Origin of the sequence: Pantoea coffeiphila (assembly GCF_016909495.1) — a bacterium.
Classification (GTDB): Bacteria; Pseudomonadota; Gammaproteobacteria; order Enterobacterales; family Enterobacteriaceae; genus Erwinia; species Erwinia coffeiphila.
In genome coordinates this window covers 160,987-183,192 of the sequence record NZ_JAFBFW010000008.1, presented here as the reverse complement: position 1 = coordinate 183,192, position 22,206 = coordinate 160,987, and the positions used below count along the sequence as shown (strand labels likewise).

The window sequence follows — 22,206 nt, the reverse complement described above, 5'->3', positions numbered from 1 at the left end:
ATCCCAACGATTGCCATCAGGAGATAGCAGGGGGAGTTGTTGAGATTAAAAACAACTTCTCGGGTTAGGGATAACATTAGGATCTATTTATGAAAAGAAACCATTTAACAGTTGTGATCAATGACCCTAATCGCTTTTTTGCTGAAGGGCTAATGAATTGCATCAGTGATAACTCTTCGTCAATGGGATTGAACGTGGAGTTTACCGATTGTGTTTTTAACAGCCGGGCAAAGTTAATATTTTTGTCTGCGGACACGGTATCAGTTGCAAATCTTCATTATTTGAATCGCAGACTGGCTTCTCGTGTATTGAGCGTATTTATCATTCATGATGTTGCATCGAATAATACAGCAAATGCTCTGAAAATCAGCAAATTAAATCAGTATACATCATTATACAGAGATCAATCCGTTGATGATGTCGCTACTGCTATTCGTAGTCATCTTGAACCACAATCTGATTTACGTAACATTTTAATACCACCGTGTTCAGTACGATCTAAAAACAATCTTACCAGGCGTGAGACGGAGATACTGCGTTATCTCGCTCGGGGTATTAGTAATGGAGCGGTGGCTCGTTTTCTTCACATTAGTGAAAAAACCGTCAGCGCTCATAAACGAAATATTATGTCTAAGCTAAACATGATTCGTCCTGCCGAGCTGAACTATTGGCTTCTCCAGGAAGGGTGGTGTGAATCATGGCGTGCCCGTGAAAAATAACTGAGAAATTCATGATTAAAACATCTTCCAATTTATTTTTGTATGCAAGAAATAATGCGATATTATTTTTTGCATTTTTTTTATTGGGTTGTCAGACCACATCAGATTCAGGTAAATCGATGGTCCGTTCATCATCCAATACCGCGCAAGTGCAATCTGCCCCCATTGGGGCTACACCTGCTTCCTCTGATGTTGATAGCGGAAAGCCTGTGCTTGCCCAACAGAATATCAATGCAGAGACTCATAGCGAAAAATATAAGACGGAAAGTGAAAAGCTGCAGCAGTGCCAGTCTCAGTTGGAGGCACTGAAAGTGATGAGCCCGGCGCAGTACACGCGTATGCGTAACTCTTTCGATTATCTGATGAATGGGGCCGCTCAATACGCTAACCTCCGCCAAAAAATTAATGCCGATACGCAGGACACGGTAGATGCCCTGTATCGATATCGCGCTAATCTGCTTTGCGCTCAGATCGCTCAAACACTACTGGATGGACTGACGCGCCGAGGTGAGGCTCGTCCATGAATCGTAAGCCAGGCGCATTCCCTTTTGTTCATTCTCAGATTGCGTTGCTCATATTTAGCCTGACGGTTGTTGGCCGGCCGGCCTATGCTGAGCCGAATGAAGCACCGGCAGTTCTTCAGTTTGCGCGTAAGTATCAGCAAGAACAAACCGACATTCCGCGGTACAAACCCGCCAAAAAAGCGCCTCAGTCGGAGCGTAAAGGCTCGTCTGTGCCTAAAAAACCTGTACTTGCACCTGTGGTCAATCAGCCGCTGATGACTGAGCCTGAACGGCGTCAGCTGTTACAGCTAAAAGGGCATGTTGCGCAAAAAGAGCAGGAGATTGCGGCGCAAAGTCAGACCATTCAAAAACTTGAAAAGCAACTTTCTACACTACAGCAGGCAGCTGATAAAGCGTCCGCCGCAGCGGCAGCTATTCCAGCGGCTTCACCGCAGGATGTGCAGATGGTTCAGAATATGATTGAGAGCCTTTACAGGACATTCACTTTACGTCCTGCTCCTGGCACTCTTGCTGAAAATCTGAAGCAGGCTAATCAGCGTGCGGCAAATGCCCGGCTGGCTGAAGCTGCGATGCAAGAAAAGCAAAAAGAGCTGAAATTACAGCTTGATGAATTACAGAACAAAATTGTGGTTCTAAAGAATAGCCGTTCTCAGAGCGACAACGTACGTGAAACATCGCTGAGTACAAAACTGGAAACGTTGAACAAGCAAAACGATCGTCTGGAATCAGATCTTGCTACAAGCCGTCAGAAAGCATCACAAGCGTCAGCGCAGGTTCAACAACTTGAAAATTCCATGCGCAAGTTAGAGAGCGAGAATAAGCAGTATGCTGACGATAATAAGCAGCTTATGTTGCAGATCTCCGGCCACAGTAGCGTGAGCGAAACGCTTGAGCGAGTAAAAAAACAGCAAAATAAACTGCAGGATGAACTGGCCACCCGGCAGCAGCAACTCACCGATTTACAAAATGAAAAGCAACAGCTGCAGCAACAGCTGACGGCTGCTCCGACGCCCGCTCAACTTGCCGAGAGCCAGCAGCAGGTTGTTAAGCTAAAAAATCAGTTGGATGCCAGTGCTCAGCTGCTACAGAAACAAGAACGCAGCGCCACTGAGCAGGCTAAATCAAGCAGCGAAATGTTCATCGCTGAGAAAAAATCAGCGGAAGATAAGATCAAAGTTCTACAGGAAAAACTCGCCGCGTCCCAAATTCAACAAGCAACTCTGCAGTCTGAGCAACAGCAGCTTCAGCAAAAACTGCAAAACAATCTGCTTAGCAAAGAGGAAAATAGCGCAGCGATTGCCGTTCAGCTTAAAGAGCTGCAGGATAAATTGACCGCCGCCCAGCATCAGCAAGCGGTTCTTTTGGCAGATAAAGAAAAACTTCAGCGTCAGCTTGAGCATGCTCCCACTCCTGCGCAGCTGGCTGACAGCCAGCAGAAGGTTAAGGCCCTGCAAAGTGAGTTGGATGCCAACGCTATACTGCTGCAGAAAAAGGAAATCAGCGCCAGTCAGCAGGTGAAAGCGAGCAATGTCGTTCTACTGGCAGAGAAACAATTGGCTGATAATACAATTAAGGCGCTACAGGAAAAGCTGAATGCATTACAGATTCAGCAGACTGCTCTGCTCGCTGAAAAGCAGGAATTCCAGCAGAAACTGCAGGGCGAACTCAAAAGCAATGAACAACACAGTTCGGCTTTATCCGCGCAAATGAAAGAGTTGCAGGATAAGCTCGCCGCTGCCGAGCAGCAGCGAAAAACTGTAGCAGGTGAAAAAGAGCAATTACAGCATCGGCTGGAGAAAGCGCCAACTGAGGCCCAGCTGGCTGATAGCCAGCAAAAAATAAAAGCGCTTCAGGCACAGCTTGATACCGCCATGCTGTTACAGAAAAAAGGTAACATCACTAGCGAACAGATGCAGGCCAGTAATGCGACATTAATGACGGAAAAGGCAGCCGCTGAGAATAAGGTTAAATCTTTACAACAGGAGCTGTCGGCAGTTCAGGCACAGCATGCAGCGATTCAGTCAGAAAAAGATAAATTACAACATCAGCTTGATAACGTGCCTGGCTCGGCTCAGTTGGCTGATAGCCAGCTGAAAATCAAAGCACTTCAGGGGCAGTTAGATACTGCGTTGATGTTGCAGAAAAAGGCCGTTTCAACCGGAGATGTTGCCAAAACTGATGATTCAATGTCCACTGCAGATTACAAGGTGGCAGAGAATAAGATTAAAGAGCTACAGTTAAAACTGGATGCAACTCAGGCCGAGCTTACCGAAGCGACAAAGCAGAGTGCCTCATCCAAAGCTAAAGGCTTACTGGAGGTGACGACTGAAACGCTGAAGAAGAAATCAACCCGTGAAGCATATGCAATAGGTGTTTCTCTTGGAACAGAGATCCTTCAGCTCCAGGCCGAAAACCGTAACTGGGCATCAACGGATAGCGACAAGCCGAGCGTTCTTGCTGGGATCATCGATTCATTCCAGGGTAAGGAAAAGCTTCCTCCGGCTGAGTTGCATAAGGCATTAATGAACATCAGCGAACGGGTGAAATCGGGTCGTGAGAAATACATGGGCGATTTAGATAAATCGACTAAAAAGTTCATAGATAATTTTACTAAACAGAAAAATGTCAAAAAAAGTGAATCTGGTTTTTGGTATCGTATAGGGTATACGGGCGATACGCCTATTCCTGCTGGTGCAACAATTGACGTTGTTGTCAAAGAGAGTCTGGCAAATGGTATGGTTGTTGAGGATATGGATGCGAAAGGCATTGTTTTATCTCAGCCGATATCAGCATTCCCGCCGGTATTCCGAGAGGCGTTATCTAAGCTTAAAAACCATGGCTCGATTACCATAGTGGTTCCACCTGCGCTGGCTTATGGTGATAAAGGATATCCGCCAAAGGTACCACCTAATGCGACTATGGTTTACGATCTGCGCGTTTCAGATGTTTATCCAGGACGTGAGAAAAAGTAACGATGATGCGGAATGGTTATTGAGAAAATAAAAATACGCATTCAGTAGTACTGATACTGAATGCGTCATTTTATGTTTGAGTTAATCCGTGAATGAGTCGGTTTTATTCCAGTAAAGACTCTTCCGCTGCTTAACGGAAGTAATAACGCCTTCTTTTTCCAGCTTGATTAAAATATGCCGTGCATTATAGATGCTGAGTTCAGATCTGTCGGCGATATCTCTGGTACTGGCATATGCCGTGGCATCATCATTTGAATCACTTTCTTTAAAAAAATCATGAAGTGCATTGATAACACGCTCAACGGATGTTGCTCTTTGAAAACCCCTGGTGGATTCAATCATTTTATAACTCCTTCTTAGTAAACCCGGCTCCTGCCGATTAATAAAAAACAAACCCCCTGATAATCAAGTGGCTCAATGATAACTTTTGTTGTCAGAAATCAAAACTTAATATCAATTAGTTAAAAATTACATAATAAAAATCCATTTTAATAAATTATATTAGCATAATATCCTGTTTTTTCGTTGTAAATCTTAGTTGTTAAGAATATTAACTCGCAAAATTAAGATATGGCATGACTTAAAAGCCTAACGATTAAGTGAATGGTTATTATTAATAAGGAGTTAAAGATGTCGGGTGAGATCGTTTTTATCTTAAAGGAAATGATATTCATACATGTATCAATGAACCCTCACATAAAGATACCTAATGAAATACTTGATAAATGATTTGGTAGAATTTGATGCTTGCGTTGGAATACTGATTCTGTTAGATGGTGAAAATATTCCGATACAGCTTTCAAAACCTGGCTGCAGGCTTTTAAATGAACTAGTTACTCATTCAGGTATGACGTTGACGCGTGATGAGTTGCTACAAAATGTTTGGGGGAATCACGGGTTAATTCCCTCCAGCAACAACCTCAGTAATCATATCAGTTTTCTGAGAAAGATTTTTTCGCAGCTGGGATTAGAGGATATCATTATTACCTCTCCAAGAGAGGGATTCAGGCTTGATGCTGAGGTGTTGATAGTCGGTGAAAGCCAGTGTGAACAACAGGAAAAAATTGAAGAAGTAGAGAATGTTGCAGAATTACAGCCTGATACCAGAGAAGGTAATTTAAGAAGATTTCGATGCTTCATAAATACTTTCATCAGGAGGGAAATTTTTAATATCAACTTCATTACTCTGGCAGTTATTTTGTTCTCGTTGGTTATTATAAAATTTCAATTTCAGGATGGTTTTTTATCCAGTGATAAAAGCGCATTTTCTTCAGTCGGGCTGTGCCATGTTGTTGATTTAGAATCAGGTGACAGAATTGTTGATAAGAATAAAATGAATATCGTTAAGAAAATCATTAATGAAAAAAATATTAACTGTATTAATAAAAGGAGTCGCATTTATCTGAAGGCGACTCAATTTATAAACGACGCCGAACATAATCAGCAGGCCACTTTTCTTGTGCAATGTTTCTCCGATCAGAGAGATAATAAATCGAAATGTGAGAACTATCTTTCACTAACCATACAAAAACCATGAAGAAAATACTTCTTTTCTGCTTTGTTATTCTGGTTGTCACTGTGGGAGGCATTACCATCCAGGGCAAAAAAAATGCCGACTTTGCTGAGGATAAACTGGTGCTCTCCTGTAGTGCAAAGGTGGATATTGAGATAAGACAGCCTGATGCATTGGCACATATGGAGGGGCGTCTGAGCCTGACAACATTGGGCAGCAAACGTCTGGCATTACTTTATACCGGCCGTCTGGTGGCGCCTGAGGGGCGTTTCATACTGAGCAGAACGCTGTTAATGGATTATCGCTATCATCCTGAAAACCACGCACTTGAACTGACCTGGGAGCAGAGTAACGTCAGTCAAACAGATACGGCTCCGGATGAGGTGTTTTACCGTAATCTGATGAAGAGCAAATCCTTCATCCTGTATCTGACGCGATTTAATGACGATGCATGGCTGGTTTCAGGGCTGACGACTCCGCTGTATGTTTGCAATGATGAATGAAAAAACGGCTTATTGCGCAGGGCACATAAACCGTTTTATCTGAATGAAGAGGGGTGCTCGGCAACTACTGCCGGCGCTGAACGTAGGTTATTGCCAGCGCTACCGCCAGTACCAGGCCTTTAATAATATCCATGGCGTAGTAGGGAACGGACAGCATCACCAGACCGTTTTGCAGCACGCCGAGGATCACCGCACCAAGTAGGGTTCCCAGCGCGTTTGGCTTCCCGGCACCGGCCAGAGAAAGCCCAATCCACGCTGCGGCAACGGCATCCATTAAGTACCCACCACCGGCGTTAACCTGCGAAGAACCGATACGGGAAGCCAGCAGAATGCCACCCAGCCCGGCCAGCAGCGAGGCGATAACGTACGCCACCACGCGATAGCGATTGGTACGGATACCGGACAGGCGCGCTGCCTCAGGATTGCCGCCGATGGCGTACATGCGGCGCCCGTGCTTGGTCAGTGAGAGCAGCAGCTGCGCGAGTACCGTCACCACCAACATCACGATAACGATAATCGGCACCTGACCCAGCAGCGAGAACACCGCCGGAATGGTGCCTTCGGCCATATCACCGCTTGGTAACACCATGTTTTCGGTAATGGAGCCGCCAAAGCTGTAGGTCATCGCCACACCCTGCACCACAAACAGGCTGGCGAGCGTGGCCAGCATGTCAGGGATCTTCAGCACGACGATCATAAAGGCATTAAACAAGCCAACCAACGTACAGAGCAGCAGCGTCAGTGCAATCGCCGCCGTGGGGCCAAACCCGTACCAGACGAAGAAGGAGATCACCAGCGAGTTGGCCAGCGATGCGGTTGAGCCGACGGAGAGATCAAAACCGCCGATAGTCAGCGATATTGATACGCCAATCGCAATCACCGTCACGATAGCGATAGATCGCAGAATATTGATGATGTTACTCGGTTCCAGGAAGCTGTCTGATGCCAGGCCAAAACCGATAATCAGCGCCGCTACCGTCAGCAACATTCCCCACTTATAGAGAAAATCAAACAGCTGGTGCCGGACAGATGCTGTCGGCTTGAGGGAAATTTCTTTGCTGCTCACGCAGGTGTTCCTCCGGTCGAATAAAGTAAAAGTGTTTCTTCGTCAGTCTCGTTGGCGGCCATTTCGGCCACAATGCGCCCGTCCCACAGTACGCAGATGCGGTCGCAAAGCCCGACCAGCTCGGCAAATTCGCCGGAGGCATAAATCACCCCTTTTCCCTGGCGAGCCAGTCCGTCGATCAGTTCAAACAGGTCTGTTTTTGCTTTGATATCAACGCCCTTTGTCGGCTCGTCGAAAATCAGCACGTCGGCATCGTTTCGCAGCCATTTACCAATCGCCACTTTCTGCTGGTTACCGCCGGACAGGCGGCGCAGCGTTTGTCGTGGGCCGGTGGTACGAATCCCCAGTTTGCTAATGACCTCTTCCGCCCAGCGCCACGCCTGGCGGTGGCCAAACAGGCTCCAGCGAGAAAAACTATTGTCGGCGCTGACGCTAAGATTCATCACCACCGATTCATCGATAAAAATACCCTCTTTGCGCCGCTCCTCGGGGATGAGCGCCATGCCCTTTTCAACGGCAGCATGGGGAGAAGAAGGCTTCCACGGTTTACCGTGCAGCTCTCCCCGCGTAACCCGGCTTGCGCTGGCACCAAACAGCGCCTTGCATAGCTCTGTTTTCCCAGCGCCCGCCAGCCCGGCAATGCCCAGGATCTCACCTTTCCGAAGCGTCAGCGTAATATCCTTCAGCAGCTGTTCATCGTGCAGGCCGTCGATATGCAGCAGGATCTCCTCGCTGAACGGCGGACGGCGCGGTGGATAGATGTCGTCCAACTGGTGGCCCAGCATTTTTTCCACAATCTGCTCACCGCTCAGATCCTGCATCGGTCCGCTTTCAATCAGCTCACCATCGCGCAGCACCGTCAGGCGATCGCAGATAGCCTTCAGTTCGTGAATGCGGTGCGAGATAAACACCACGCCAATCCCGCTGTCCTGTAGCCGACGAACCACTGCAAACAGGCGCTCGCTTTCATGCTGGTCGAGCGGTGCCGTTGGTTCGTCCAGAATAAGGAAGCGGCAGTGATGCGATAGCGCACGGGCCAGTAAAATCTGCTGTTTTTCCGCCAGCGTGCAGTGCTCAACCTTACGGCGGACATCTATCTGCACATCCAGCTGTTCCAGCAGCGCACGGGCCTGGCGGCGCATGGCACCCCAGCGATACAGCTGGCCGCCTTCGGCCAGCCGGTCCAGCATGATGTTTTCCGCCACGCTTAAGCCGGGAACCAGCGCCACATCCACTTCCTGCTGGACCAGATGAATGCCCAGCTGTTTGGCATCACGCGGGGATCGAATAGTCACCGGTTGGCCGTCGAGCAGAATTTCACCGGTAAAATGATCGTATGCACCTGAGAGAACGGCCATCAGTGTTGATTTACCGGCTCCGTTAGCGCCGGTCAGTGCGTGAACAGAGTGTCCCTCGAGGGTGAGGTCCACCGATTTGAGTGCCATAAAACCGCCAAAAGCGATGGAGATATGGCGCATTTCAAGGCGATTTTGCGCGGTCACAGGCGTGTATTCTCTGGCTAATCAATAAGGGTGCGCTGCATTTTTTAATGAATTATCACGGCAGGCAACAAACGAAAGAGCATAAGCTAACACAAAATCTTATTAGCCATCCAGATGTCCATATATAACGGAATTAAGCGCTGGTCGATAGATGATTCTCAGCATGTAAAATCAAATAAATACAATTAGTCAGCATTTATAAATGTTTGCATTCGTTTGAATGAAAGGATACGTGTGGGAAGCAGGAAGCAGGAAGCAGGAAGCAGGAAGCAGGAAGCAGGAAGCAGGAAGCAGGAAGCAGGAAGCAGGAAGCGTCAGGCTCAGTATTGGCATAAAAAAACCGGCAACGCATCGCGTCACCGGCTTTTATCACGCCTGCGGCAAATTACTTCGCAGCAGCGAACAGGGCAGCAGCCTGATCCCAGTTAACCACATCCCAGAATGCTTTGATGTAGTCAGGGCGTTTGTTCTGATATTTCAGGTAGTAAGCGTGTTCCCACACGTCCAGACCGATGATTGGCGTACCGGATGCACCGGAGATCGCTTCACCCATCAGCGGGCTGTCCTGGTTAGCAGTAGAAACTACCGCCAGCTTGTCGCCCTTCTTAACCAGCCACGCCCAGCCTGAACCGAAACGAGTGGTTGCTGCTTTTTCGAATTCAGCTTTGAATGCGTCAACGCTACCGAAATCTTTTTCGATAGCCGCTTTCAGATCGCCGCCCAGCGTGGTGCCGGTTTTCAGACCTTTCCAGAAGAAGCTGTGGTTAGAGTGGCCACCGGCGTTGTTACGCAGTGGGCCTTTCTTATCCGCTGGCAGCTGGTCCAGTTTAGCGATCAGTTCATCAACAGGCAGGTTAGCGAATTCAGTGCCTTCCAGCGCTGCGTTAGCGTTGTTAACGTAAGCCTGGTGGTGTTTGGTGTGATGGATTTCCATCGTCTGCTTGTCGAAATGGGGTTCCAGCGCATCGTATGCGTAAGGCAGGGATGGTAGTGAATAACTCATGTTCATCATCTCCATTAATATCAGGGGGCACCAGTACGGCACCGGGTAAGCAGTCGGATCATTATAGTTAAATAAATGATCGGGAAAAGGGTTATCAATGCCCCGAACAAAGTAAGGGTATCGTTCACAGCAGCTGAGATGCACGGGTTATAGCATTTCGCCGCAGGGTTACAATGAAATGATCTAAGGAAAATTTAACCCGGCAGGCGGGGGATCTGGCCGGTTTAACCCGGCCAGCAGAGCGGCAAACTAGCGGGTGAGCGCCGCCAGCGACTTGTCCAGCGCACCGACCAGCCAGTCGATGTCGCTTTCCTGGAATGCCAACGGTGGGCGCAGCTTCAGCACATTGCCGTAAGGCCCGGCTACTGAAGTCAGAACATGGTTGTCGCGCAGCATTTCGGTAACGTCCAGCGCCAGCGGCTTGTTCGGGGTTTTGCTGACTTTATCCGTCACCAGTTCAAAACCGATAAACAACCCGGCACCGCGCACGTCGCCCACGCACTCATACTTATCTTTCAGCGTTAACAGTTCCGCCAACAGTTTCGCACCCACCACGCGGCTGTGTTCCTGTAGCTTTTCTTCTTCAATCACCTTCAGCACCGCCTGCGCTGCGGCCATCGCCACCGGGTTGCCGCCAAAGGTATTGAAGTAAGGAATATCGTCACTGAACGCGGCCAGCACATCACTTTTGGCCAGCAGGCCGGAAACCGGAATCCCGTTGCCCATCGGCTTACCGGTGGTGATCACATCCGGCACGACGTCGTGGCGGGCGAAGCCCCAGAAGGTATCACCGGTACGAGCGAAGCCCGGCTGGACCTCATCGGCAATAAAGATACCGCCGTTCTTATGCACCACGTCAACGGCCTGCTTCAGGAAGCCTCTTGGCCCCGGCAGCACGCCGTCGGAGGAGAAGATGGAATCGGCAAGGAAGCCGGCGAACTTGATGCCGTGCGCGGCCATATCGTCGATCTGCTTCTGAATTTCAGCGGCGAACCAGGCCCCGAGATCGGGGCTATTAACGCGATAATGATCCGGCGGCGGCACCAGACGGGTGGTTGCTGCCAGCGGCTGCCCGCTACCCAGCGCCGGAGAAGCGCCGGAAGTCAGATCGCTGGTACCGTGATAGGCTTCCTGACTGACGATAATGCCAGTACCGCCGCTGTATGAACGCGCAATACGGATTGCCAGATCGTTGGCCTCCGAACCGGTACACATATACATGGCGCGGTCGACGGCGGCCGGTGCGGTGGCGAGCAGCTGGTCGGAGTAATCAAGGATCGATTCGTGCAGATATCGGGTGTGGGTATTCAGCTGCTGCATCTGCTGATACACCGCATCAATCACCGCCGGATGGCAGTGGCCAATGCTGGCAACGTTATTGTAAACGTCGAGATATTTGTTTCCCGCCGCATCCCACAGATACTGTCCCTTACCTTTCACCAGATGCACCGGCTTGCGGTAGAACAGGCGGTAGGATTCGCCCAGCACTTTGCTGCGCTTATCGGTCAGTTTACGCACGTCGGCATCCAGCCCGTCAGCGTGCTCGGCTCGAAAACTATTGGTATCCATGATGGTTGAACGTGTAGCCATTGATTGCTCCCGTTACAAAAATGAGGTTTGCCCGGCGGCAGGCATTCAGTGATGTCTGGGGATTATCATGGCAACTTTTTCGACAAATGCAACAAAATACACAAACGCAATAAAATACACATGCAGAGTACCGCATTGTCAGTTAGGCTATGACGGTGAGTTATCGTCAGGAAATCAGAATTATGCTGCAGGAAACACGCTTACATCGCATCCGCGCGCTGCTCAGTACGCTGAATCAGGTGAGTACCGAGCGAATCATTAAAGAGCTGGGTATCTCCCGGGAAACGGCCCGTCGTGACATTATTGAGCTGGAAGCGCAGGGCATGGCGCGCCGGGTACACGGCGGCCTGGTCGCCCTGGACGCCGCACCGGAACCGCCGCTGACCGTGCGCAGTGCCTCCATGGCAAAAGAAAAGCGCGCGATTGCCCGAGCGGCAGTGCAGCTTTTACAGCCCGGGCAGACCCTGTTTATTGATGCGGGCAGCACCACCACCATGCTGGCCGAAGAACTGCGTTCGATGTCCGGCCTGACGATTATCACCAACAGCCTGAATGCCGCGCTAAAGCTCAGTGCAGCGGAAGAACACGAGACGCTGAACAACGAGGTGATCCTGCTGGGCGGCAGCATGCGGGCGGGGGCGCAGGAGACGCGCGGTGAGCTGACGGTCAGTGAAATTTATCGTTATCGTGCCGATCTGGCGCTGCTGTCGCCGGTGGGCGTGGACGCCAGGCAGGGGGCCAGCAGCTTCCATCCGCATGAGGCGGCCATCGCCAGAGCGATGACAGAACAGTCCGGCGGGCTGATCCTGCTGGCCGACCACACAAAAATCGGCATCAGCAGCCGCATAAACTACGCCAGCGTCCAGCAGATCGGTACGCTAATCAGCGATCAGGGTGCCGCCACGCTGCCTGCACTGGCGGCCCTACAGCAGAAACTTCCGCAGGTTTTACTGGTGTAAATCAGCTGCCGATCAGCCGCTGTGGATGGGTATATACCATCGCGCGGCCGGGCTTGCTGAAGCCGACCAGCGTCAGGTTGCTGCGCTGTGCCACCTCAACCGCCAGTCGGGTGGCGGCGGAGACGGCAAACAGGATCTCCACGCCGCACATTGCGGCCTTCTGCACCATCTCATAGCTGGCGCGGCTGGACACCAGCACTGCGCCCGCACCCCAGTCCGCCCGGCTGCGCAGGCCAAGCAGTTTATCCAGCGCCACGTGGCGGCCAACGTCTTCACAACCGGCGGTTAAATTACCGTCAGGCTGTATCCAGGCGGCAGCATGGGTGCAGCCGGTCAGCTGGCCTACCGGCTGGAAGTCACCCAACTGGCGCAGGGCAGTATCAAGATGGTCGAGGTTAAAGGTCTGGCTGAACGGCAGAGCGTCGATGGGCTTGCCGATCTCTTCCAGCTGCTCCACGCCGCAGACGCCGCATCCGGTCCGCCCGGCCATCGCCCGGCGGCGTTCTTTCAGCCCCATAAAGCGGCGGCTGGACAGCTCAACGTGCACTTCAATCCCTTCGCAGGCGGGCTGAATATCGATGCCATAAATCTCCGTCGGGCTGCTGATAATCCCTTCTGATAACGAGAAACCTATGGCGAATGCTTCCAGATCTTTCGGCGTGGCCATCATCACGACGTGGGAGATGCCGTTATACACCAGCGCCACCGGAACCTCTTCCGCCAGCCAGTCCGAACGGGAATGCTGCAGGCTGTCTCGTGGCCACACCTCAGCTAAACCGGCCCCGATAACCTCTGCCGATTTTGTGTCGATATTGTGCTGTTTTTCGCTCAATCTGTTTTATCCTTAACCAACAACCACACGGTTAATGTGGTAACATTGCGACCGCATGCGTTTAAACTGAGGCAATTGTGAACCTCTGAAGGAAGCGCCGCAAAAAAAATTGAGCAACATCGATACAGGAAGAATGCGATGAATGTCAGCAGAAGACGTTTTTTTAAAATCTGCGCGGGAGGGATGGCAGGCACCACGGCTGCCGCTCTGGGATTTGTCCCGACTGCCGCGCTGGCGGAGAGCCGCCAGTACAAACTGTTACGCGCTCGTGAAACCCGCAACACCTGCACCTACTGTTCCGTTGGCTGCGGCCTGCTGATTTACAGCATGGGCGATGGCGCAAAAAATGCCAAACAGTCAATATTTCACATTGAAGGCGACGCGGACCATCCGGTTAACCGCGGTGCCCTTTGCCCGAAAGGGGCTGGCCTGCTGGATTACATTCACAGCGACAGCCGCCTGAAATATCCCGAATATCGCGCACCCGGCTCCGACAGCTGGCAGCGCATCAGCTGGGATGAAGCTTACGATCGCATTGCCCGCCTGATGAAGGACGATCGCGATGCCAACTTTATTGCCCGCAATGAAGACGGCGTCACGGTTAACCGCTGGCTGAGTACCGGCATGCTGTGCGCTTCCGCCTCCAGCAATGAAACCGGCTATCTGACGCAAAAAATCACCCGCTCGCTCGGCATGCTTGCCGTCGATAACCAGGCGCGCGTCTGACACGGACCTACGGTAGCAAGTCTTGCTCCTACGTTCGGTCGCGGTGCGATGACCAATCACTGGGTCGACATCCGCAATGCGAATCTGATTATTGTCATGGGTGGCAACGCCGCTGAAGCGCATCCGGTGGGATTCCGCTGGGCGATGGAAGCCAAAATCCATAACAACGCCAAACTTATTGTCATCGATCCGCGCTTCACACGAACCGCGTCGGTCGCTGATTTCTATACGCCTATCCGTTCCGGCAGCGATATTACCTTCCTGTCCGGCGTTCTGCGTTACCTGATCGAACACGATACCGTCCAGCATGAATACGTCGCGTCCTACACCAATGCCAGCCTGCTGGTGCGGGAAGACTTCAGCTTTGAAGACGGCCTGTTTAGCGGCTATGACCCGGAAACACGCAGCTACGATAAGAGCAGCTGGAACTATCAGCTGGATGGCGAGGGCTATGCTCTGCGCGATCCTACGCTACAGCACCCCCGCTGCGTGTGGAACCTGCTGAAAACGCACGTCAGCCGCTATACGCCTGAAATCGTGGAGCGCATCTGCGGCACGCCGAAAGCGGATTTCCTGAAAGTCTGCCAAATGCTGGCAGAGACCAGCGCCCGCGATCGTACCGCGACCTTCCTCTATGCCCTGGGCTGGACGCAGCACTCGGTGGGTGCGCAGAACATCCGAACTATGGCGATGATCCAGCTGCTGCTTGGCAACATGGGTATGGCGGGCGGCGGCATTAACGCCCTGCGCGGCCACTCCAATATTCAGGGATTAACCGACCTTGGCCTGCTGTCGCAGAGCCTGACTGGCTATATGAACCTGCCTTCCGACAAACAGGCTACGCTGCCCGCTTATCTGGATGCCAACACGCCAAAAGCGCTGCTGCCGGGCCAGGTGAACTACTGGGGCAACTATCCCAAGTTCTTTATCAGCCTGATGAAGTCCTGGTGGGGCGATAAAGCGCAGGCGGAAAACAACTGGGGCTTTGACTGGCTGCCGAAGTGGGATAAAGGCTACGACGTGCTGCGCTACTTCGACATGATGCACCGTGGCGAAGTGAACGGCTATCTGTGCCAGGGCTTTAACCCGCTGGCCTCGTTCCCGCATAAAAAGAAAGTCAGCGAGTCGCTGTCGAAGTTGAAATTCCTGGTGGTTATCGATCCGCTAAACACCGAAACCTCGACCTTCTGGCAGTCCCACGGCGAGTTTAACGATGTGCATCCGGCTGATATCCAGACGGAAGTGTTCCGCCTGCCGTCAACCTGCTTTGCAGAAGAAGACGGATCGATCGTCAACTCGGCGCGCTGGCTGCAGTGGCACTGGAAGGCGGCGGACGGTCCGGGTGAAGCGCACAACGATGGTGAAATCCTGGCCGGTATCTACTCGCGTCTGCGCAAGCTCTACGCCAGCGAAGGCGGCGCACTGCCGGAGGCGGTGCTGAACATGACCTGGGATTACCTGACGCCGGATTCACCGGCATCGGAAGAGGTCGCGCAGGAGAGCAACGGCCGCGCGCTGGTCGATCTGGTCGACGACAAAGGCACCGTACTGGTGAAAAAAGGCCAGCAGCTCAGCAGCTTTGCACAGCTGCGTGCCGACGGCACGACGGCCAGCGGCTGTTGGATCTTTGCCGGCAGCTGGACGCCGGAAGGCAACCAGATGGCACGACGCGATAACAGCGATCCGTCCGGTCTGGGCAATACGCCGAACTGGAGCTGGGCGTGGCCGCTTAACCGCCGCATCCTCTATAACCGTGCCTCTGCCGACCCGCAGGGGAAAGCGTGGGACCCTGAGCGCCAGCTGCTCCACTGGGATGGCGCAAAATGGAGCGGGCAGGACGTTGCCGACTACGGCACGGCTCCGCCGGGCAGCGAGGCCGGGCCGTTTATCATGCAGGCGGAAGGGCTGGGGCGTCTGTTTGCTCTCGACAAAATGGCCGAGGGGCCGTTCCCGGAACACTACGAGCCGTTTGAAACGCCGATCGGCACTAACCCGCTGCATCCTTCGGTGATTTCAAACCCGGCGGCACGCGTCTTTACCGACGATCTGAAGGCGATGGGCACGGCGGCGGAGTTCCCGTACGTCGGAACAACGTACCGCCTCACCGAGCATTTCCACTACTGGACCAAGCATGCGCGGCTTAACGCCATTGCGCAGCCGGAGCAGTTTATCGAAATCGGTGAAGTGCTGGCGGAGAAGCTGGGCATTGCCAAAGGGGACTGGGTGAAGGTCAGCTCTAACCGTGGCTACATCAAAGCCGTGGCTGTGGTGACCAAACGCCTGCGGCCGCTGATGGTCGACGGCAAAACGGTCGACACCATCGGTATCCCGCTGCACTGGGGCTTTACCGGCGTGGCGAAGAAGGGGTTCCTGGCGAATACCCTGACGCCGTTCGTCGGCGATGCCAATACGCAAACGCCGGAATTTAAGGCGTTCCTGGTCAACGTGGAGAAGGTGTAAACGATGGCTTATCAATCTCAGGACATTGTCCGCCGCTCTGCTACCAACGACCTCACCCCCGCGCCACGTGCGCGGGACCATCAGCAGGAAGTGGCCAAGCTGATCGACGTTACCACCTGTATCGGCTGCAAAGCCTGTCAGGTGGCCTGCTCCGAGTGGAACGATTTGCGCGACGAGGTGGGCAGCAACGTCGGGGTGTATGACAACCCTGCCGATCTGTCCGCGCAGTCATGGACGGTGATGCGCTTCTCTGAAGTGGAAGAGAATAACCGGCTGGAATGGCTGATCCGTAAGGACGGCTGCATGCACTGTGCCGATCCCGGCTGCCTGAAGGCCTGCCCGTCCGAGGGGGCAATTATTCAGTATGCCAACGGCATCGTCGATTTTCAGTCGGAGCAGTGCATTGGCTGCGGCTACTGCATTGCCGGCTGCCCGTTCAACGTGCCGCGCATCAACCCGAAGGACAACCGTGCCTACAAATGCACGCTTTGTGTCGACCGGGTTAACGTCGGGCAGGAGCCCGCCTGTGTGAAAACCTGCCCAACCGGCGCGATCCACTTTGGCAGCAAAGAGGATATGAAAACGCTGGCGGCCGAGCGCGTGGGTGAGCTGCAGGGGCGCGGCTATCAGCACGCCGGGCTATACGACCCCGAAGGCGTGGGCGGTACGCACGTGATGTACGTGCTGCATCATGCCGACAGGCCGCAGCTTTATCACGGTTTGCCGCAGAACCCGGCGATCAGTCCGGCGGTGACTTTCTGGAAAGGCGTCTGGAAACCGCTGGCGGCGATTGGTTTTGCCGCCACCTTTGCCGCTTCGGTATTCCACTATGTCGGTATCGGACCTAACCGTGTTGAAGAAGATGATGATGAGGAGGAGGAACAGCCATGAAAAAGCCGCAGCGAATTCAGCGCTACAGCGCCCCGGAGCGTATTAATCACTGGCTGGTGGCCATCTGCTTTGTTCTGGCCGCGGTGAGCGGCCTGGGATTCTTCTTCCCGTCGTTTAACTGGTTGATGCAGATCATGGGCACGCCGCAGCTGGCGCGTATCCTGCATCCCTTTATAGGCGTAGTGATGTTTGTGGCTTTCCTGCTGATGTTTTTCCGCTACTGGCGGCACAATTTGCTGGAGCGAAACGACATCCTGTGGGCAAAAAACATCCATAAAATTGCCCAAAACGAAGAGGTGGGAGATACCGGGCGCTATAATTTTGGTCAGAAGTGCGTATTCTGGGCAGCGATCCTCAGTTTAGTGCTGCTGCTGTTAAGCGGCGTGGCGATCTGGCGTCCCTGGTTCGCTGGCTACTTCAGCATCCCGCTGATCCGGCTGGCGCTGGTGGTGCATTCTGTCTCGGCCGTTGTGCTGATCGTGGTGATTATGGTGCACGTTTATGCGGCACTGTGGGTGAAAGGGACGATAACCGCCATGGTCGAAGGCTGGGTTAGCGTAAGCTGGGCTAAACGGCATCATCCGCGCTGGTATCGATCGCTACGCGAGCAGCAAAACCCACCGCGACAACACGATAAAGGTCCCTGATGACGATTAGAATTATTCCGCAGGACCGGCTGGAGAAGGAAAAAAGTAACCCGGCGGGGGGCATCCCGCCGTTACTTTTCCCTCAGCTGAAACACCTGTACAGCCGCCGGGCTGCCCGTTTGCGGCAGCTGGCGGAGAAGAATCCACTGGGCGACTATCTGCGCTTTGCGGCGGTTATCGCCGCCGCGCAGGAGATCGTCCTCTACGATCATCCGCTGCGGATGGATCTACAGGCGCGGCTGGAAGAGAGTGCCCGCCTCGGCAAACCGCCGCTGGATACCGCCACGCTGCCGCGCGATGCCCACTGGCAGCAGATGCTGCATTCGCTGATCGCCGAACTGAAGCCGGAGATGAGCGGGCCTGCATTGTCGGTACTGGAGAATCTGGAAAAAGCCTCTGCCAGCGAACTGGAGCAAATGGCCGGGGCGCTGCTGGCTCACGACTTCGCCCAGGTGAGCAGCGATAAGGCGCCGTTTATCTGGGCGGCGCTATCGATCTACTGGGCGCAGATGGCGGCGTTGATCCCCGGTAAAGCCAGAGCTGAATCGGGCGAACAGCGCCAGTTTTGCCCGGTGTGTGCCAGCGTGCCGGTTGCCAGCGTAATCCATATGGGCAGCCACAAAGACGGCTTGCGCTACCTTCACTGCAACCTGTGCGAAAGCGAATGGCACGTGGTGCGGGCGAAGTGCAGCAACTGCGAGCAAACGCGAGACCTGCACTACTGGTCGCTGGATAGCGAAACTGCCGCGATTAAAACCGAAAGCTGCGGCGACTGCGGGACCTACCTGAAAATGCTTTACCAGGAAAAAGATCCGGCCGTGGAACCGGTTGCCGACGATCTCGCCTCGCTGATCCTTGACGCGCGGATGGAGCAGGAGGGTTTTGCCCGCAGCAGCCTGAATCCGTTCCTGTTTCCCGGGGAGTAAGCCATGAAGACGGCCGGCAATTTTTTTCCGCTCCGCAGGGATGAGGTGACGACTAACCGTGAGTAATCTGTTCCATCAGCTTCCGTCCATAGACAGCCTGCTGCGCCAGTCCGCGATGCAGGTGCTTTCCGGTAAATGGGGCCACGTCAGGCTGGTCGCCATCCTGCGTGAGATGCAGCAAAGCGCACGTGAGCATATCCGGCAGCATCAGCAGCTCCCTGCCTGGAGCCAGGACTGGGCAAGCCATGCCCGCAGTCTGCTGCATCATCAGAGCCGCTGCGGGCTGCGTCCGGTGCTGAACCTCAGCGGTACGGTTTTGCACACCAACCTTGGCCGCGCGCAGCTGGCTGAAACCGCCGTTGCCGCTGCCACCAGGGCGATGCGATCCCCCGTGACCCTCGAGTATTCGCTGGATGATGCCGGGCGCGGCCACCGCGATAGGGCGCTGGCCGATCTGCTGTGCCAGCTTACCGGCGCGGAGGACGCCTGCATCGTCAATAACAATGCGGCGGCGGTGCTGCTGATGCTGGCCGCGCTGGCACCGGGTAAACAGGTGATCGTCTCACGCGGTGAGCTGGTGGAAATCGGCGGCGCTTTCCGCATCCCGGATGTGATGACTCAGGCGGGTTGTACTCTGCGCGAAGTGGGCACCACCAACCGCACCCATCTGAAAGATTACCGCCAGGCGATTGGGGAAGACACCGCGCTGCTGATGAAGGTGCACACCAGCAATTATCAGATTCAGGGCTTTACCAGGGCCGTCAGCGAAGCGGAACTGATCGCGCTCGGGGAGGAATCTGGCCTGCCGGTGGTGGTTGATTTGGGCAGCGGTTCGCTGATCGATCTCAGCCAGCATGGCTTACCCGAAGAACCGATGCCGCAGCGGCTGATTGCAGCCGGTGTCAGCCTGGTCAGCTTTTCCGGTGATAAGCTGCTGGGCGGGCCGCAGGCCGGGATCATCATCGGCAAAAAAGCGCTTATCGAACGCCTGCAGCAGCATCCGCTGAAGCGCGCGCTGCGGGTGGATAAAGTCACCCTCGCCGCGCTGGAAGCCACGCTCCAGCTGTATCGTCAGCCGGATAAGCTGGCGGAACAGCTGCCCACGCTCAGATTCCTGACCCGCACCCGGCAGGATATTCATGCCCAGGGACTGCGGCTGCTGCCCGCTGTGGAAGCCGCCTGCGGGCAACAGTTCTGCGTGGCGCTGGCACCCTGCTCTTCGCAGATCGGCAGCGGCTCACTGCCGATTGAGCGCCTGCCGGGTACGGCGCTGACTCTGACCCCTCGCGACGGCAGCGGCAGCACTCTGATGGCGCTCACCCGCAAACTGCGTGAGGGTGATGTGCCGGTGATCGGGCGCATTCACGACGGCTCTCTGTGGCTCGATCTGCGCACGCTGGAAGACGAAGAACTGTTTATCAGGATGATAAGTGCATGATTATTGCCACCGCCGGTCACGTTGACCACGGTAAAACCTCGCTGCTACAGGCGCTGACCGGCGTGAATGCCGACAGACTGCCGGAAGAAAAATCGCGCGGCATGACCATCGATCTTGGCTATGTCTACTGGCCGCAGCCGGATGGCGCGATCGTCGGCTTTATTGACGTTCCCGGCCACGAAAAATTTCTCAGCAATATGCTCAGCGGCATTGGCGGCATCGATCATGCCCTGCTGGTGGTCGCAGCCGATGACGGTGTGATGCCGCAAACGCGCGAACATCTGGCTATCCTTCAGCTCGGCGGGCGGCCACCGCTGACCGTGGCCATCACCAAAAGCGACAGCGTGGAAGCCGAGCGACTGGCTGACGTGGCGCAGCAGATCAATGTCCTCACTCAGCAGATGGGCTGGCAGCAGGTTGCTCAGTTTCCTACCAGCACACTGAACGGTGAGGGCATCGCGGCACTGGCGGATCATCTGCGCCAGCTGCCGGCCGGGAAGTCCCGTCGCAAGGGGCCGTTTCGTCTCGCTATCGATCGGGTGTTTAACGTCAAAGGGGCCGGGCTGGTAGTGACCGGCACCGCGCTGTCTGGCGAGATCTGCGTGGGCGATACGCTGTGGCTGAGCGGCGCGAATCAGGCAGTCCGCGTTCGCGGTTTGCACGTGCAGAATCAGCCGAACCAGACGGCGCACGGCGGGCAGCGGGTGGCGCTGAATATTGCCGGCAGCGTGGAAAAATCAGCGATTTCGCGCGGCGACTGGCTGCTGTCTGTACTACCGGAAACGCCCTGCGAGCGGGTTATCGTCGCGTTGGAACAGCAGCAGCCGCTGCGGCAGGGCCAGCCGCTGCATCTCCATCACGGTGCTCGCCATATCACCGGGCGGCTGTCGCTGCTGGCGGATAATCTGGCCGAGCTGCTGCTCGACACACCGCTGTGGCTGGCCGATAACGATCGCCTGATCCTGCGTGATATCGGCGCGAAACACACGCTGGCAGCGGCGCGGGTGCTGCTGCTGGCGTCACCGAAACGCGGCAAGCGCCAGCCTGGGTTTCTTGCCTGGCTGCACCAGTTAGAGCAGGCGCGGGAGGATGCTGAGATCATCGCTCTGTATTTGCAGCAGCGCCCACGGCCACTGTCGGAACTGAGCTGGGCGCGTCAGCTGCATGAAAAAGCGCTGGTTAATCTGGACTACCGCCTGCGCCCGGAGATTATCGCCGGGCATATGATATTGCCGCAGATGATTCAGGACTGGCAGCAGCGGCTGCTTGACGAGATGACACACTATCACCGCAGCAATAGCGATCGTCCAGGCCTGGGGCGCGATCGCCTGCGGCGCATGGCGTTGCCCGACCGGCCTTCTGCGCTGGCAGGCTGTTTGATCGATGGACTGATCGGCAGCGGCAGGCTGGTGAATAGCCGGGGCTGGCTGCATTTACCCGATTTTGCCATTCGCTTCGAGCCGCAGGAAGCCGCGCTCTGGCAGCGGGCTGAACCGCTGTTTACCGATAACGCCCGCTGGGTGCGGGACCTGGCCCTGGCGCTGAACTGCCCGGAGGATGTGATGCGGCAGGCGCTGCGCAAAGCGGCACAAAGCGGGCTGATCGTCGCCGTCGTGAAGGATCGTTATTACAGCCACAGCCAGATAACCCGTTTTGCCGACATTATTCGCCAGCGTGATGCTGAAGGACTGGGCAGCAGCGCCGCAGATTTTCGCGATCGCCTGGGCGTTGGCCGCAAGCTGGCGATACAGATTCTGGAATTTTTCGACCGCAGTGGTTTTACCCGCCGTAAAGGCAATGAACATCTGCTGCGCGATGGCGGAATGTTTCTGTAAATCGTACTTTACCGATTTTAAATGCCGCTGCCGTAACGTCCCCCTGAGTTGATTGACCACAAAAAAACCATTCGCAAGTTGTGGGATAAAAGTAAGTGCG

18 protein-coding genes are annotated in these 22,206 nt (G+C 54.3%); 12 read left to right on the top strand and 6 right to left on the bottom strand.

Annotated elements, in window-relative coordinates; genetic code table 11:
* Positions 1–89 precede the first annotated feature (89 nt).
* The 3 genes from JOE09_RS22750 to JOE09_RS22740 are packed head-to-tail and all read left to right on the top strand — an operon-like array spanning position 90 to position 4,215.
* A complete protein-coding gene (locus JOE09_RS22750) occupies positions 90–719 on the top strand; it encodes a helix-turn-helix transcriptional regulator (RefSeq protein WP_205067437.1) in 630 nt (209 codons plus the stop codon).
* An 11-nt stretch (positions 720–730) separates the two neighbouring features.
* On the top strand, positions 731–1,243 hold the full coding sequence (locus JOE09_RS22745; protein WP_205067436.1) for a hypothetical protein: 513 nt from the start codon (positions 731–733) through the stop codon (positions 1,241–1,243).
* Positions 1,240–4,215 carry an FKBP-type peptidyl-prolyl cis-trans isomerase N-terminal domain-containing protein gene (locus JOE09_RS22740; RefSeq protein ID WP_205067435.1) on the top strand — a complete coding sequence of 992 codons (2,976 nt, stop codon included), beginning with the start codon at positions 1,240–1,242 and terminating at the stop codon, positions 4,213–4,215. The genes JOE09_RS22745 and JOE09_RS22740 overlap by 4 nt, the downstream gene beginning before the upstream one ends.
* Positions 4,216–4,296: 81 nt before the next feature.
* Here JOE09_RS22740 and JOE09_RS22735 read toward each other — a convergent pair whose 3' ends face one another.
* Complete coding sequence (locus tag JOE09_RS22735; RefSeq protein ID WP_205067434.1) at positions 4,297–4,557, bottom strand: FaeA/PapI family transcriptional regulator; 261 nt, start codon at positions 4,555–4,557, stop codon at positions 4,297–4,299.
* Between the two features lie 367 nt (positions 4,558–4,924).
* Between JOE09_RS22735 and JOE09_RS22730 the strand changes: the two genes are divergently transcribed.
* Together JOE09_RS22730 and JOE09_RS22725 are read left to right on the top strand one after the other, a co-directional pair.
* Positions 4,925–5,752: a winged helix-turn-helix domain-containing protein gene (locus JOE09_RS22730; protein WP_205067433.1), complete on the top strand. Its 828-nt coding sequence runs from the start codon at positions 4,925–4,927 to the stop codon at positions 5,750–5,752.
* Positions 5,749–6,231 (top strand): FidL-like protein, encoded by a 483-nt coding sequence (locus tag JOE09_RS22725; protein ID WP_205067432.1) that lies wholly within the window; start codon positions 5,749–5,751, stop codon positions 6,229–6,231. Before JOE09_RS22730 ends, JOE09_RS22725 begins: the two co-directional genes overlap by 4 nt.
* A gap of 64 nt (positions 6,232–6,295) precedes the next feature.
* Here the strand turns inward: JOE09_RS22725 and JOE09_RS22720 are convergent, their stop codons facing one another.
* From JOE09_RS22720 to JOE09_RS22705, 4 genes are all read right to left on the bottom strand, one after another.
* Positions 6,296–7,297, bottom strand: coding sequence for an ABC transporter permease (locus JOE09_RS22720; RefSeq protein WP_105593636.1), 1,002 nt, complete (start codon positions 7,295–7,297; stop codon positions 6,296–6,298).
* Positions 7,294–8,799, bottom strand: a complete 1,506-nt coding sequence (locus tag JOE09_RS22715) for an ATP-binding cassette domain-containing protein (RefSeq protein ID WP_205067431.1) — start codon at positions 8,797–8,799, stop codon at positions 7,294–7,296. Before JOE09_RS22715 ends, JOE09_RS22720 begins: the two co-directional genes overlap by 4 nt.
* Before the next feature lie 385 nt (positions 8,800–9,184).
* Entirely contained in the window at positions 9,185–9,802 is a 618-nt protein-coding gene (gene sodA / locus JOE09_RS22710) for a superoxide dismutase [Mn] (protein ID WP_105593634.1), read from the bottom strand.
* A gap of 249 nt (positions 9,803–10,051) precedes the next feature.
* Positions 10,052–11,392, bottom strand: coding sequence for an aspartate aminotransferase family protein (locus tag JOE09_RS22705; protein WP_205067430.1), 1,341 nt, complete (start codon positions 11,390–11,392; stop codon positions 10,052–10,054).
* Positions 11,393–11,574: 182 nt separating this feature from the next.
* On the opposite strand from JOE09_RS22705, the gene JOE09_RS22700 reads away from it, so the two are divergent.
* Positions 11,575–12,351, top strand: coding sequence for a DeoR/GlpR family DNA-binding transcription regulator (locus tag JOE09_RS22700; RefSeq protein ID WP_205067429.1), 777 nt, complete (start codon positions 11,575–11,577; stop codon positions 12,349–12,351).
* Position 12,352: 1 nt separating this feature from the next.
* Here the strand turns inward: JOE09_RS22700 and fdhD are convergent, their stop codons facing one another.
* Positions 12,353–13,138 carry a formate dehydrogenase accessory sulfurtransferase FdhD gene (gene fdhD, locus JOE09_RS22695; RefSeq protein ID WP_338049384.1) on the bottom strand — a complete coding sequence of 262 codons (786 nt, stop codon included), beginning with the start codon at positions 13,136–13,138 and terminating at the stop codon, positions 12,353–12,355.
* A gap of 183 nt (positions 13,139–13,321) precedes the next feature.
* On the opposite strand from fdhD, the gene fdnG reads away from it, so the two are divergent.
* The 6 genes from fdnG to selB are packed head-to-tail and all read left to right on the top strand — an operon-like array spanning position 13,322 to position 22,106.
* A complete protein-coding gene (gene fdnG, locus JOE09_RS22690) occupies positions 13,322–16,369 on the top strand; it encodes a formate dehydrogenase-N subunit alpha (protein ID WP_205067427.1) in 3,048 nt (1,015 codons plus the stop codon).
* A 3-nt stretch (positions 16,370–16,372) separates the two neighbouring features.
* Positions 16,373–17,260: a formate dehydrogenase subunit beta gene (gene fdxH, locus JOE09_RS22685; protein WP_205067426.1), complete on the top strand. Its 888-nt coding sequence runs from the start codon at positions 16,373–16,375 to the stop codon at positions 17,258–17,260.
* Positions 17,257–17,907 carry a formate dehydrogenase cytochrome b556 subunit gene (fdoI, locus tag JOE09_RS22680; RefSeq protein ID WP_205067425.1) on the top strand — a complete coding sequence of 217 codons (651 nt, stop codon included), beginning with the start codon at positions 17,257–17,259 and terminating at the stop codon, positions 17,905–17,907. The genes fdxH and fdoI overlap by 4 nt, the downstream gene beginning before the upstream one ends.
* Positions 17,907–18,833: a formate dehydrogenase accessory protein FdhE gene (fdhE, locus tag JOE09_RS22675; RefSeq protein ID WP_205067424.1), complete on the top strand. Its 927-nt coding sequence runs from the start codon at positions 17,907–17,909 to the stop codon at positions 18,831–18,833. Before fdoI ends, fdhE begins: the two co-directional genes overlap by 1 nt.
* Positions 18,834–18,891: 58 nt before the next feature.
* A complete protein-coding gene (selA, locus tag JOE09_RS22670; protein ID WP_205067423.1) occupies positions 18,892–20,271 on the top strand; it encodes an L-seryl-tRNA(Sec) selenium transferase in 1,380 nt (459 codons plus the stop codon).
* Positions 20,268–22,106: a selenocysteine-specific translation elongation factor gene (selB, locus tag JOE09_RS22665; protein WP_205067422.1), complete on the top strand. Its 1,839-nt coding sequence runs from the start codon at positions 20,268–20,270 to the stop codon at positions 22,104–22,106. Before selA ends, selB begins: the two co-directional genes overlap by 4 nt.
* The last annotated feature ends 100 nt before the right edge of the window (positions 22,107–22,206 follow it).